13 protein-coding genes are annotated in these 13,540 nt (G+C 39.9%); 3 read left to right on the top strand and 10 right to left on the bottom strand.

The features are described from left to right. Position 1: 1 nt before the first annotated feature. Complete coding sequence (locus tag EHQ58_RS12265; protein WP_135624167.1) at positions 2–277, top strand: DUF8156 family protein; 276 nt, start codon at positions 2–4, stop codon at positions 275–277. 10 nt (positions 278–287) lie between these two features. Then, complete coding sequence (locus EHQ58_RS12260; protein WP_135624166.1) at positions 288–2,588, top strand: DNA polymerase domain-containing protein; 2,301 nt, start codon at positions 288–290, stop codon at positions 2,586–2,588. A 92-nt stretch (positions 2,589–2,680) separates the two neighbouring features. Here EHQ58_RS12260 and EHQ58_RS12255 read toward each other — a convergent pair whose 3' ends face one another. Genes EHQ58_RS12255 through EHQ58_RS12245 form a run of 3 tightly spaced genes read right to left on the bottom strand, consistent with a single transcriptional unit; the run spans position 2,681 to position 4,687 of the window. After that, on the bottom strand, positions 2,681–3,067 hold the full coding sequence (locus EHQ58_RS12255; protein ID WP_135624165.1) for a hypothetical protein: 387 nt from the start codon (positions 3,065–3,067) through the stop codon (positions 2,681–2,683). Continuing rightward, entirely contained in the window at positions 3,064–3,597 is a 534-nt protein-coding gene (locus EHQ58_RS12250; protein ID WP_135624164.1) for a hypothetical protein, read from the bottom strand. The genes EHQ58_RS12255 and EHQ58_RS12250 overlap by 4 nt, the downstream gene beginning before the upstream one ends. 34 nt (positions 3,598–3,631) lie before the next feature. Then, a complete protein-coding gene (locus EHQ58_RS12245; RefSeq protein WP_135624163.1) occupies positions 3,632–4,687 on the bottom strand; it encodes an LA_0442/LA_0875 N-terminal domain-containing protein in 1,056 nt (351 codons plus the stop codon). Between the two features lie 90 nt (positions 4,688–4,777). Between EHQ58_RS12245 and EHQ58_RS12240 the strand changes: the two genes are divergently transcribed. After that, positions 4,778–5,614: a thioesterase family protein gene (locus EHQ58_RS12240; RefSeq protein ID WP_135624162.1), complete on the top strand. Its 837-nt coding sequence runs from the start codon at positions 4,778–4,780 to the stop codon at positions 5,612–5,614. Positions 5,615–5,633: 19 nt separating this feature from the next. Here the strand turns inward: EHQ58_RS12240 and EHQ58_RS12235 are convergent, their stop codons facing one another. The 7 genes from EHQ58_RS12235 to EHQ58_RS12205 all read right to left on the bottom strand — a co-directional run bounded on the left by EHQ58_RS12235 (position 5,634) and on the right by EHQ58_RS12205 (position 13,526). Next, entirely contained in the window at positions 5,634–6,221 is a 588-nt protein-coding gene (locus EHQ58_RS12235) for a DUF6962 family protein (RefSeq protein ID WP_135624161.1), read from the bottom strand. A 70-nt stretch (positions 6,222–6,291) separates the two neighbouring features. Further along, complete coding sequence (locus EHQ58_RS12230; RefSeq protein WP_135624307.1) at positions 6,292–7,014, bottom strand: pseudouridine synthase; 723 nt, start codon at positions 7,012–7,014, stop codon at positions 6,292–6,294. Positions 7,015–7,068: 54 nt separating this feature from the next. Beyond that, positions 7,069–8,283, bottom strand: coding sequence for a hypothetical protein (locus EHQ58_RS12225; RefSeq protein ID WP_135624160.1), 1,215 nt, complete (start codon positions 8,281–8,283; stop codon positions 7,069–7,071). A gap of 70 nt (positions 8,284–8,353) precedes the next feature. Next, complete coding sequence (locus EHQ58_RS12220; protein ID WP_135624159.1) at positions 8,354–9,232, bottom strand: hypothetical protein; 879 nt, start codon at positions 9,230–9,232, stop codon at positions 8,354–8,356. A gap of 180 nt (positions 9,233–9,412) precedes the next feature. Then, on the bottom strand, positions 9,413–11,806 hold the full coding sequence (locus EHQ58_RS12215) for a sigma-54-dependent transcriptional regulator (RefSeq protein ID WP_135624158.1): 2,394 nt from the start codon (positions 11,804–11,806) through the stop codon (positions 9,413–9,415). A gap of 12 nt (positions 11,807–11,818) precedes the next feature. Then, a complete protein-coding gene (locus tag EHQ58_RS12210; protein WP_135624157.1) occupies positions 11,819–12,559 on the bottom strand; it encodes a hypothetical protein in 741 nt (246 codons plus the stop codon). Between the two features lie 4 nt (positions 12,560–12,563). Beyond that, positions 12,564–13,526, bottom strand: coding sequence for a prenyltransferase (locus EHQ58_RS12205; protein ID WP_135624156.1), 963 nt, complete (start codon positions 13,524–13,526; stop codon positions 12,564–12,566). Positions 13,527–13,540: the final 14 nt, after the last annotated feature.

Raw genomic sequence — 13,540 nt, 5'->3', positions numbered from 1 at the left:
TATGGGAAGAACCATTGCCCCCTACTCTCGCCAAGTTTTGCAGATCGAAGACAGTCTGGGAGAATTCAGACGTGCCCTTCGAAAATCGGACCAAGAGATTTTTGATGAGCTCCTCCGTACAGCCAAACTCCAAGTACAAGCTGGTGTCATGGCCGCTTCTCCCTATCCGATCGACTCGATGCTCCTCACCATGGTCATCCAACTCAAAAAAGAAATGGGAGTCTTACAAAAGGAAATCAAACAACTAAAAGAAACACAAGGGAAGTCCGCTGTATAGAGAAAAGAACGTGAGAACCAATACATCACAAACTACAGGTTATCTCTTCGACATCTACCACACCGAAGATAAAATATACATCTGGACCAAGGATCGTGAAGGGAAAACAAAACTTTTTTTCGATCATTACCACCCTACCATTTATGCACGGGGTGCACCTGAAATTCTGCGAAAGTTAGTCAAAAGATTCTATGAGCTCAATGCTTTGGCGGAGATCCCAACCTTTGAAGAGAAAATTTTATTTTACGAAAACAAAAAAGTCCAGGTTCTAAAACTTGTTATTTTAAGACCCTCTCTCCTCCCTAAAATCACGGCAAAACTCTATGCCTTGTATGATAAATTTGATATCTACCATTCAGACATTGAAGTTCCGATCAGCTACATGGTGGATCATGACATCTTTCCCCTTGCCCATTTGCAGATCGTATCAGAAGCTGTGGGTAGCGAAAATAAAATCATCTCCATCTCCTCTCTGACAAGTATCAAAGATTTAGAATACAATATCCCACCCTTGAAGATCATGTCCTTGTCTTTGGAAAAAAGCCAAAGGATCTCCATCGAACAAAATTCTCTCCTGATTGAATTATCAAATGCTCGTTATGTGATTCGGAGCAAACATCCACTCGAAATTCTACAAAAGATCAATGCTATTTTTGAGAAGGAAGACCCTGACATAGTTCTTACCGCTTACGGAGATCAGGTGATTTTCCCTTATCTGTTTACCCATGCCCAAAGATTGAAATTCCCTACCAATTTTGACCGTGATCGTACCGCTCCGATCCGCAGACAAATCCAAACCAAGGGTTCTAGTTTTAACACCTATGGAGCCATGATCTTTCGAGCCCCCTCCTATCCTTTGTTTGGTCGTTGGCATATCGATTCGCGCAATAGTTTTGTATTTAAGGAAGCAGATTTACTCGGAATCATTGAACTCTCTAGGCTTTCAAGATTGCCGATCCAAAAAATGGCCCGAGCTTCCACAGGCAAGGCTCTTACCTATATCGAAACAGATGTGGCATTGCGTATGCAGTATTTAGTACCATGGCAAAAGAGCGCTGTCGAAGCTCCGAAGTCCGCCTTACAACTACTTAACGCGGACCGTGGCGGTCTTGTTTTTCAGCCGGACATCACGCTTGGGAACGTTAGGGAAAATGTCGCCCAACTCGACTTTGCACAAATGTATCCAAGCATTATGGTAATCCACAACATCTCGCCGGAATGTGTAAATTGCCTTTGTTGCACGAACGACCCTTTAGTTCCGCAGGTTCCGAAGCTCGGATATACCATTTGCAACAGGCGTAGAGGGATCGTATCGGAAGCCCTTGCTCATGTTTTGGAACGAAGAGCCTACTACAAACAGAGAAAAAAAGAAACCACAGGAGAGCTCTCTGAAACATATAACGCCAAACAGTCGAGCTTAAAATGGATGCTTGTCACTTCCTTCGGATACTTGGGCTACCGTAATGCCAAATTTGGTCGCCTAGAAAGCCACGAATCTGTAACAGCCTTTGGGCGAGAGAAATTATTAACTGCAAAAGATGTCGCTGAAGAAAACGGATATTTACTCATACATGCCATCACCGATAGCATCTTCATCCAAAAAGAAGACCACTCACCATTCACGAAGGAAGAGATACAAGCTCTCTGTATCGAAATTGAAAAAAGGACGAAAGTCAAAATTGATGCTGATGGTGTCTATACTTGGCTACTCTTTCCACCTTCCACAAGCGACTCTAAGATGCCAGTGGCAAATCGTTATATGGGAAGGTTTGAAACTGGAGTCTTAAAATCAAGGGGGATCGGTTCCAGGAGAAAAGACCTACCGATCTTCATTCGTAAGGCCCAATTGGAAATCGTCAATTGGATGTGTCAGTTTGTCAGTGTCGAGGAAATCAAAAAAGAAGAAGATACCATCCTTGCCATCTATCACAAGTATGATGAGATGCTCCAAAAAGAAACCGTATCTTGGAAAGAACTTCTCATCCAACGATCCACTTCTCAGGAACCTGAAGAGTATGAAGTGGACGGAGCCACTTCACTATCTCTATTGCAACTTAAAGAAATGGGAATGCATGTGCAGGCGGGAGAAAAGATACGTTACATTGTGACAAATAGACGCGCAGGGAGTAAGGAAAATAGATACACGGCTGAGGAGGTATTGCAATCCAGACCACCTAACGCAAAGATACGATTCGATAAGGAATACTATCGAAAGATGTTACTCAGTTCTTTCAAAGAAGTTTGGGCGGCCTTTGCCAGTTTCGAAGATTTTGACCAACTCATCACAGAACAGCTCAACCTTCCGTTTTGATGGCAGCAAGGTTTCCTTCGAAAGACCTAAGTTGCTTAAGATAAACGATCAAAAGAAACTTAGGTATAACAAAGTAATGAGTTAATTTGGCGTTACTGAACCTTTCTTTGGCTATATAGATAGATTGAAAACAGAAGGATAACAATCGAATCAAAGACCACTGCGAGTGCGGCTTTTTCTAAATATGCCTGTCCAAAAATTAACACAAGAAAGATGAAAATGGATTTACTGAAGATGGCAATGGCAAGAACCAAAGGTCGGCTCTCCAGATGGTATGCCCCATAAACCAGGAGGCATCCCACCATTCCGATTAGTGCTCCCCAATTTCGTACAACAATGTTCGAAAGATCACCTTCAAGGGTCGCTCCAAACGTAGTCAGGAGACCTGCCTGAGGAGAAAAAAGTGATAAAAACATACTGCACGTGATCACGCCAGAAAAAATCATGATCCATTTAAAATGTTTAACGATAACCTTCATACTTGTAAACCTTCCACCAATTTTGTTAAATTTCCATCAGAATAAATTCGCATATGTTCTACATTTGTAGCACTTGTTGTTGGAACCGGGATTAGTTTTAGATAGGACTTATTTCCATCCTTTTCAGGTGTAATCTGATCTTTAAGGATGGAAAAAACTTGATACCCAAGCGAATAGAGCCCACCCGTTATCTCCGTTAGTTCTTTTCCCAGATGCCCAGTCGTATCATAATATAAGATATGAGTGATCATATACTTTTTACTTAGGAAAGCTTTTTGTCCAATGATGATACGCTTTGAAGTAAAGATAGCATGGGTTCTCTTCAAGCGAGCAAACGACATGATTTTGGCTTGTCCAAGTTTAGAGACAGAATAGAAATCTCCCTCTTTTTCTTCAAAAAGAGTTTGCTCCTCGGAATCCAGACGGAAAGAATCTATATAACTTGCCTTAACTCCCTTGATCGCATTTACGATTTTTGCGATGACCACAAAAGCAACGAGGATTCCAAAAAATATAATTATACTTTCCAAATTAAATTTCCTTCCTCACCCTCATTAATGGCAATCAATAATGGTAGGAGAAATCCATCTCAATGCGATTGGGCCTTTGGTTCGCATACAAAACAGGGTTAGAAGGTTCTTGGATGGTACGAAGATGAAATGTAGTCGTTTGGAACTCCGTTTCTGTTTTTTGTCGATTGAGTTCTGCCCAGGTCCTTCCCGTGAAATAAGAATGAACCAGTTGGCCCAGGTACAAAGCGATCGTAATTTTTTCTAAATTTCCAGATGCTGATTTTAACTGACCATACTCAGAGGAATCTTTCTGAAATTTGTTCATCTTTTCATAAGTTTGCACACTTAGAAAGTTACCAACGGCTGCTTGGGTATCTGCCGGAGAAAGCGAGACGAGAGCAGAATTGAAAATAGGTTGGATGACTGTAATTTCGACGGCATCTGCAGCCAATTCGTTTTTTGTGTTCCTAACTGCTGCTTTAGATCCAAGATATAACGCAAACGAGGTGAAAAACAAACTGGTGTATGCCGATCCGATGGAATCTTCCTTCGCATAATGATGTCCCCATCCTGGTAAAACTGCTGAACGTTTTACCAAATCCCATTCGCTGCGCGGAGTCGCATAATAGGCACGCCAGTCGGTTCTGCGACCCAGGAAATCTTCCATGTCTTTCACTTTCGCTTCGAGTTCACCGATTCGCCTTTTATACTCCATCATGGTTTCTTCTGATTCACCGACGGGGATTCGATTTTTCTCAAGAACTGTCTCTAACTCGAGCAATCTCTCTTCCTCTAATTTTCGCAATTCTTCAGCAGCGATGGCATCTTTGGCGGCTTTTTCTTTTTCGAGTAATGCTCTCGCATTCTCTTCAACTTTCAATTTTTCCTTTTCGGATGCATTGTATAAGACTTTATAAACAACACGCTTAGAAATCGATCGCTTAACACCTTTCTTGTCTAGGATAATGATAATATCACTCGTTTGTTCAACGATCTTTCCTTCTAAGGATTTCCCTGACCGCATCACTACTGTTTCAGAAAATAAGGAAATAGTGATAAATAAAAAAAGAAAAGAGAATTGGAAGATGGGTTTTATTTTAGATACCATGAGAGCAATGGAATCATTGTACCAGAAAATGTCATTTTCTTTCTAAAAACTTATACTTTACAGAAAAAGTAACAGTGTTCTCTTGAGTTCATGTCCTTGCAAAAAACGATCTCCCTCCATACCCATATCTACGATTTAGATTGGAACCGGCATGTCACGAGTCGAACCTATGAACGATTCAGTTATGATGGTCGTTTTTCCATTTTGGAGGATCTCGGCTATGGTGTACATGCCTGCCTCGAGCAGGGAATCGAATTTGTATCAGGTTCTACTTTTGTTCGGTTCTTAAGTCAACAATTTGCCGGGGCACTCCTCGACATCATCACGAGTCTCAGTCGTACCGAAGAAGGAAACTTACACTTTCACCATCTCATCCAAGACCAATCTGCCAAAAAAGTATGCGAACTTTTTGCTACAGCCTATCTAAAAAATAGCGAAGGGAAAAAACTCATTTTGGAGTCTGTCCCCTTGCTCAAAGAAAACTGGCAAGCATCACAGATTCATCCGAGAAAGAAAGAACAAACTACTGCCACACACCTCATCCCCATTCCATTTAGTGATATGAGTTGTTTTTGGAATTTACCTTCCGAGTCCATTTGGAAGGTGTTTGAGGAAGGTCGATTTCTATTCTTCAAAGAAATCGTAGATTTGAAACTCATAAAAGAAACCGATTCGACTACCTTCTTTATGGGTGGAGAAATTCAAATTTATAAACTCCCAGAGCCTGGAACTAAAATCACACTTCTGAGTTGGATTGATCGGTTTGAGAAAATACGTTTTTATTTCCGCCAGGATATCATCAGCGAATCTGGTGAAACTTTGGCATCGATGCGTGATGAACAACTCTTTGTGGCACTTTCTACTTCAAGACCTAGAAAAGCGCCACCCGAATTTTTATCTCGGGTGGAGAGATTTATCGAAAAATGAAATAGAAACTTGAAAAGTTCTACTTCAACCTGAGGATCGCATTGCCCAAACAAAAGTTAGCAATCGCAAGCATGACGTGAAAAATATCGACATTTAAAATTCCACCGCGAGATCCACTCGTGCCAATCACAAGACCTGCGAGAATGAATAAAATGGCTCCAGCGAAACCATAAAAAGCCCCAGACTTTTCTCGCGAAAATTTCTGGATGCTAACAATGATGATGATCAGCATCGAAATCGCTCCCACGAGTGTCGGATAGATGGGAACGGCATAAAAATAAGTAATGAGGAGGAAGATAACAAAGAGTGCAGCGATTTTGAAAAAAAACAATTTTTCCGTTAGGGCTTTGAATCCGAAATGGAAAAAGCTAACTCCAAGTAAGGGAACCCCAACACAACCAGAAAGACCAACAAAAAAACGATAAATAGGATCGAGTGTATGGATGCCGAGAAAATGGATGCTACCAAGTCCCGCAGAAATTCCAATGATCGCGAAAGCATACAAAGCGGCGCGTGCCGAAATCGAAGATAAACCTTTAAATCTGTACGCCATATAAAACGAAACAAAGGATAAGAGAAAATCGGAAAGAAACGTGCTCAGTACCATGGGGATGATTTCACACTTTGAATGCGAATTGGCAATCTTTATTCGTAGAATTCAAGTAAGGAAAGATAATTTAAATTCTATCTAAAAGTGAAATCTCGTCTTTTGTAAGCTCCCTATAATCACCGACCCGCAAATTTGGATCCAATTGAATGGCCCCCATTTTTTCCCTTCTCAGGTAAGTAACTGTTTTACCAAGTGTAACAAACATTCGGCGAATTTGTCGGTATTTTCCTTCCCGGATAATGACCTTTGCCTTCGAATTTACATCAGACGCGAGGATTTCCAATTTTCCGGGGAGAGTCACGTATCCATCGTCAAGTTCTATCCCCGCTGCAAATGCTTCTACATCTGCATCAGTCAAGCTTCCCTCAACTTCTGCATAATATTCTTTATCGATGAGATGTTTCGGAGATGTATAGTGGTGAGCAAAATTTCCATCCGTCGTAAAGATGAGCAGACCTTCAGTTTCCTTGTCGAGTCTGCCGACAGGGAATAGATTCATTTGCCTGTGTCTACCGTTCAGATATTCCATAACAGTTTTTTCTTTAGGGTCCTCCGTTGCCGTTATACAATCGGGCGCCTTATTCATCATAAAATAATAATATTCATTTCTGACCAATTCTTCTTCGCCAAAAATAATTTTATCCAGAAGGCTCACTTTCCTAGAGCCATCTTTTATGATACTACCATTTACCTGAACAAGACCCTTACTTAAATCTCGTTTAACATCAGTTCTTGAGCCGAAACCAAGATTTGAGAGCACTTTATCTAATCGTTCTAACTTAGCCGCCACCTTCTCCAATTGCCAGAAGTTTCCTCCACCTGACAACTTCAAAAATGGAGTGATCTATTTTCGTAACATTTTTAAATCCGCAAGCCTCTGCCTTTTTTCGGGAGAGTCATAATCCTTATCACTAAATTCACTCAGAGTATAGGCCTCCGTGGTATAGGTGCCTTCAAAATACGGAATGGTTTTATGTTTTGGTCTATCATCCGATATCTTACTCAAAATTCTATCAACTTCTGCGGGCGATTTTGTCAATAGATCATCTTGAATCACATCTGTGTTCAAAGTGCCTCGAACGTTCGTTAATTTATATGGACCAGATTCTCTCGATGAGGCTATGATTTTCCCAAAAAATTGTAATGTGATTATTTGCTTTCCTCCGGTTAATTTTTTATCGCTTCTTGAATATCCGATCGGCTCTTCATTTTCCGACATAAGATTGGCCTCAATCGTATAGATACCGGGTTCATTAACTTGTACTTCTACATCAACAAGCAAGGAACCTTCATCGATTCGATCAAAAAACTTCCCGGTAAATTTGGCTGGGGCAACCGGTGATGAAAAAAAGTGATGTGTGAGAGAGTATTTATTTTTATTCGGATCTCCCTCGATAAAGAACTGAACCGTCAGACTCATATCGCCCCAATCACTCAGTTGAGGTCTAAATTGAAAAGTATATATCAGATCCTTTGCGATTCTATCTCCTTCAAATCCTGCATCATTGCCCGAAACGGCTGGAGGATAGAATCGATTTTTTCCTGCCCTGCCTTCGATTTTGGTAGTGTCAATTTTCAGTTTTTGTTTACGATCCGTATTGGATTGATAACAGCTTAAAAAAATATTTAAAAACATCGATTCTGTGACCGTATGATATTCGGGTTGCAAATGGCAGGAGTAGCCTGAATTTTTAATTTCACCTTTCTGAATCATTGGCATCTCTTGGATACTGACAGGTATGATGCGAGGATTTAAAACATCGACATGTGTTAACCGCAACGGTCGACTATTTGGTGGATATTTTGACCATTCCGAGTAATCTTCTATGACTTCTTCAATATCGACTTCAAAATCTGAATTGAGCACTTGCCTACCCTCTTCTACTGGCACGTTCTCCGGAATTTTAAGAGAAGGATCCTGAAGCCCGTATGGATCTGTGCTCGTAGTCGGAGATGATTTGCCTAGCGTAAACCGTTGATTGCTATGGAAGAAAAAGATAGCACCAAAGAGGATGGCTATTCCGGAAAAGAGCAAGATTGTTTTTTCATTTCTATTCATTTTTTCTTCCTATAACTTTGAAGTAAAAAGTACCTAGTGAGAATTCTCTCACTAGGTGAGTCGGTGAATTTTATTGGATTGTGCCCTGGAATTTTGTGTCATCATGTCCTTGCATGTGACCGATATCGATTCCTGTGTTGGGCAAGAGAGGGTGCATCTTATGACCTTCAAATGGAGTTACATTGACTGCTCTTTCCCAGAAGCATAAATCACAGGACTTTACCTTCTCGCCCATACACTTTGAAAATGCGCCAGATGATCTGTAGCCACAGGAACTATGCATAGCAACAAGGGAGTCGTCTTGGCCAGGCAAAAAAGGCTCTGCTATAAAAATTGATTTGGTTGCCGCCAAGTGGTAAAACATCGAACCATTGTTTCGGTTATGATCAAAAGAGGATCTAGCCTTTGTTACTACGAGTGCTTGGATTGCAGATCTTGAATCAGCAAGATCATCAAGTGGACCACTATTGATATTAAATACAGCTCTGAGGATATTGATCGCTGTGTCACCAAGGCTTGCTATTTCTGATCCTCCTTCCGCGGAAACTAATTGTGTCGCATATAGGATATTATAGATTCCATTTTGGTTGTATTTTGAAATCGTTGCTGCAGCCGTAAATCCGCCGAGTGACTCATTCACAAGTCGACAAGATTGGCCTTGGTCTCTTCTACAGTATTTATTCAACATTTGCAGTAAGCGAACGGTACCCGAAGTTGGTTCGGATAAGAGAGGGTCTTTTCTCCCATCATAGCCTACGAGAATGTAATCACCAACCGGAGTGATTCCTTTCCAAACTCCGCACTTAGCACTTTCGCCAATACGTGTATCCTGACAGGCTTCATTCGATTCGACTAAATTCATACCATGGGTATAAATTACTTTTTCGGCAGCTATCTGCTCTAATCCTAATACCAAAAAAATGGCTACCAAGCGACTGATACGTTTCATATATTTTCCCTTCCTTCCGAAATGATCTCGGGTTCGGAACATAGGATAGCAAGGATCGTGCCAATTGACACAAACATGTCTTTCTCAACAAAAAAGAGGCATTTTACGGAATTTGTCGGGCAAACAAAGATATATTGTCAATTTCTTGACGTCAAAAATTTGACTATCGTCAATAATTTATCATTTTTTCGGGTCCAAAATACCGAGTTCAATCAATTGGTAGCGTAGAGTGGTCCTCTTCATGGAGAGAACTTTGGCTGTTTTTGTCACATTTCCTTTACATTGTTTGTAGACAGATGCGATCAAATTCTTTGCAAACCTTTGGACCTGCTCCTCATAGGAGGAAGACATCAAAAGATCGTCTCCCAAAGGTTTCTCGTTCTCCATAAGAATACGGCCAATGGATAGATTTTGAAAATGATCCAAACTCAGCGCCCCTTCCTTATGACTGGCCATGGCGCGGATGACAGTATTTTCCATTTCGCGGATATTTCCTGGCCAAGAATAGGCGACTAACCTTTGCATTAACTGGGTGTCGATTTCTGGGGATTTGATTTGATACTGGATTGCAAAACGGTCTACAAAGAATCTGATCAGATCAGGAATGTCCTCCACTCGGTCCCGCAAAGCCGGAAGAGAAATCGGTATCACTCGAATGCGGTAGAGCAAATCCTCGCGAAATGATTTTTGTTTTACCATCTCATCTAAATTACGATTAGTTGCAAAAATAAATCTACACTCTGCCTTCAGCGTAAGATCAGAACCTATCGGACTAAAGGTGTTCTCTTGAAGCAATCGTAACATCTTTGCCTGAATCGATAAGGGCATCTCTCCTATTTCATCAAAAAATACAGAACCACCGCTCGCTTCTAAAATCCTACCTTTTCTATCACTTCTCGCGTCCGTGAAGGAGCCTTTCCTATGTCCAAATATTTCCGACTCCCATAAACTTTCTGGCAGAGTTGCACAATTGATCGCGACAAAGGGGCCTTTTGCTTCTTCACTTGATTCATGTATCAGCTTGGAAATTAGCTCCTTTCCCGTTCCAGTTTCTCCTGTGATTAAAATGGGATAACGATAACGACTTGCTTGTGAAACTTCATCAAGAGTTTTACGAACTGCTTGACTTCGGTAAACCAACGTTTGGTTACCTACTTGAATTTTTTGAGACTCCAAGTTCAATATTTTATCAAGAATTTCAATTTGAGAGGATACTTCTGGCATGTTGCCTTTTGCTTTTTTTATTAACTCAGCCATTTGTAAGAATGATTTCCGCAAACGAACAATTTCATCCGCGACAGGCACCACCCCTTTTTTGAATGAACCTGGACTGATTTCCGAAAGATCCTTCATGAGATTATTGAGTGGTATGCTAAAGTTTGCTCGAAACAGAAGCGGAAAGGCAAATAAAATCAATAGTGCCACAAGAGAAAAAAAGAGCAAAGAAGGATAAAGAATTTTATGTATCTGGATTCTATATTCATCGTAAGGTATGATACCTAAAACAGTTTGATCCCCAATTGAGAATTTCACCGCTGCTAAACGATAGGTTCCGAGATTAAAATAATGAAATCGGTCATCAGATATCGCATTCGCGAATTCTTGCCGGATGATAGCATTTACTGTTTCTGACTTTTCGTCCTTTTGTTCCAATGCGATGGTATAAATGGGATTCCTTTTTAAACCTCCATCTTTCATAAAAAAATTTGTTCTGGTTTGGTCGATTAAATGGTTTTCGAAACCTTGAATCAGTTGCTCCTGATAAAATCTAGTAACAGAATGTAGTACAACGAGAAATGAAACTAGAGTAATCCCTATTAGGCGAGTGATAATTCCAATCCTTCCTGAAGCCGAGGATGAATAGACAAAGGAATATCCAACGAAAATGAGTAGTCCTCCCAGGTTTAAAATTTCTGCAAGTACGTTCGTTTTGAATATCTGATTAACCGTTAAGAAATAAAAAACAGTTAAAGATACTTCGGCAATCGTGATACCTATAAGTGAAAGAGAAATTGGAAGTTCAGAGCTTTGAAACCAGGCATGCTTTATTTTTTTTTGTAATCCATTGCCTTTTGCATGTCGGATGATTCTCAGCACTCGAAACAGACTAATCATAATGCTTAGCGAATAGAAAAGAAAACTAGAAAAAGGGATAAAAAGAGAACTATATTTGCTGCCAAAAGAATGTGTGGAAAATGCAAAGTTATATGATCCCGCGGCTCTTACAAGATAATCAAGAATGGAAAGCGATCCAATGCAAAACGAAGTGATGAGCATGATTTTCCTGAATCTGCTATACACCTCATAAGGAAATGTAAAAGAAATTTGCAACCTCGACGCTGCTGCAAAAACGATAGAGCAGGCAAGATACCAGCCAAACCGGCCTGACGGCTCGTTCATACTATAGCCGAATAGATATCCAAAATTAAAAATCGTTAAAAAGAAAAAATAATAAGTAAACCATATCGTACCAATCTCTTTCTGTTTCCTTTGCAATAGGTAAACAAATATCACAAGAGAGAGTAAAGTTGGCGTAAATCTACCCACCCCGAAGATGGTAATTCCTATATCCATAATTAATTATAATTAGATCTTGTGCGATCCTGGAAGAAAATTTTTTCCAATTCCCAACTCTTTTGATCTTTCCAATCGTATCATTGAGTAATTTTTGTCTGATCGTGGTGTGGCGATGATACTCCAAGCTTCAATCGGTATATTTCCCGATGAGCTCAAATCTTTGTGTAATTTGATCTCTTCTTCGCTCGTCCTCGAAAACAAGAAGGGGTTTCGATATACACCCTTTATTTGAGGATAGTCCTTATCATTTTTCTGAATGAGACACACGAGTTCCTCACCGCGTGCGTGGATGTAGTTCAAAAACGGCATTCCAAAGGGATCTGCATTCTCATCCAACAACCTTTTCTCTAACATCCACTTCAACCAATCATATCCGTAAATCAAATCATGAATGTAACGAAATTGTATGGAAGAATGAGCACCAAACAATGCAAATATTTTGAGTATTTGATTTGAAAGCGTCAAGAAAGTTTCTTTGAAGTCTGAGGAAAAAAGTGAGTTTTCCGTTAAACGAAAAATTAAAAAATCAAAATCCCAAAAAATATTTTCCGGAAAATGGAAAACCGCACTTTCAACTATGAGCAGTGTATTTTCAGCTACTAATTTCAAATGCTCATCTGTTAATCCAAAAGGTTTCAGAAATGATTCTATTTGGAGGAATGAGTTTGTTACATTTTTTTCTGGATTCAAACTTAAACGATTCGGATACAATCGATCCAAGTAGAAATCAATTTCAGAAAAGGAAGTCATGGATTCAAATCGCTCGATTCAAATAAGTCAGATTCATCATAAAGGAAAGTAGGAGGATGCTACCCCATATTAATTTATGAAGATGGTCCTTATATTCTTTCTGGGCGCTAAACGCATTTGTAACCGCAGAAGGGCTAAATTTCAAAATAAAATAGATATGATAAAGGAAATAGAAAACGATAAAAATGACTAAGGCAAAAGGAATGATAGCGCAAAAAAGAAAACTAAAAACAAGCATTAGCAAATAGTTAATGATGACAGTTGCGTTGATGATTGTTCGAACATTGGCATTACCAAATAGAATGACAAAGGTCGATTTTCCGCCTAAGCGATCACTCTCTTCATCACTTAGTCCGCTAGCGAGTGCACTCGAAAACGCAAATAGAGTTGAAACCAAAAGAAGAAACATAAAGACCGAATCAAAATGAAATCCCAAATGTAAATAAAAGTGAAAGAGAGGGAGCATAAATCCGACACCAATCATTTCAAGAAGTTCACCCCCTCCACGGTAATTGAGTCGGAACGGAGGCAGAGAGTAAGCAGCAAAAACAATAATGCAGACAAACGAAAAAAACAATATAAAGCTTCGTTCGGTATAATCTTCTAAAATGAAGGCAGTAAGGATTGATAAAAATCCCGACATAATACCTGCAACGAGAATGGATTGTTTGCTTAAGATTTGATCAGGGATTGTTTTAGGCGAACAATCGTTAGGAAATAACTTTCGTTTAATGGTATCAACATTTATATCCGCATAATCATTTAAGAGAACTATATAACCCAAGAGAAAAACGGTAAATGAGAGTCCGAGCAGTGCGATCGTAAAAGATGGAAGGGGCGAGTGATAATATCCAAAACATTGCCCAAAAAAGAAGGGGACTAGCAATTTGGGCCAGCTCTTTACTTTGAGAGCATAGATCCATTTCTCGAAAGCATTCATTTTTGCTACTTTTTCTTCACTACTCAACGGAAACTACTTTC

Origin of the sequence: Leptospira ognonensis, assembly GCF_004770745.1 — a bacterium.
GTDB classification, from domain to species: domain Bacteria; phylum Spirochaetota; class Leptospiria; order Leptospirales; family Leptospiraceae; genus Leptospira_A; species Leptospira_A ognonensis.
This window is presented reverse-complemented; position numbering and strand designations above follow the sequence as displayed.

Bases quoted from the DNA above. Each gene is read 5' to 3' on its own strand.
- EHQ58_RS12265 (WP_135624167.1), top strand. From the start codon at position 2: ATGGGAAGAACCATTGCCCCCTACTCTCGCCAAGTTTTGCAGATCGAA.
- EHQ58_RS12255 (WP_135624165.1), bottom strand. From the start codon at position 3,067: ATGAAGGTTATCGTTAAACATTTTAAATGGATCATGATTTTTTCTGGC.
- EHQ58_RS12245 (WP_135624163.1), bottom strand. From the start codon at position 4,687: ATGGTATCTAAAATAAAACCCATCTTCCAATTCTCTTTTCTTTTTTTA.
- EHQ58_RS12240 (WP_135624162.1), top strand. From the start codon at position 4,778: ATGTCCTTGCAAAAAACGATCTCCCTCCATACCCATATCTACGATTTA.
- EHQ58_RS12235 (WP_135624161.1), bottom strand. From the start codon at position 6,221: ATGGTACTGAGCACGTTTCTTTCCGATTTTCTCTTATCCTTTGTTTCG.
- EHQ58_RS12225 (WP_135624160.1), bottom strand. From the start codon at position 8,283: ATGAATAGAAATGAAAAAACAATCTTGCTCTTTTCCGGAATAGCCATC.
- EHQ58_RS12220 (WP_135624159.1), bottom strand. From the start codon at position 9,232: ATGAAACGTATCAGTCGCTTGGTAGCCATTTTTTTGGTATTAGGATTA.
- EHQ58_RS12215 (WP_135624158.1), bottom strand. From the start codon at position 11,806: ATGGATATAGGAATTACCATCTTCGGGGTGGGTAGATTTACGCCAACT.
- EHQ58_RS12210 (WP_135624157.1), bottom strand. From the start codon at position 12,559: ATGACTTCCTTTTCTGAAATTGATTTCTACTTGGATCGATTGTATCCG.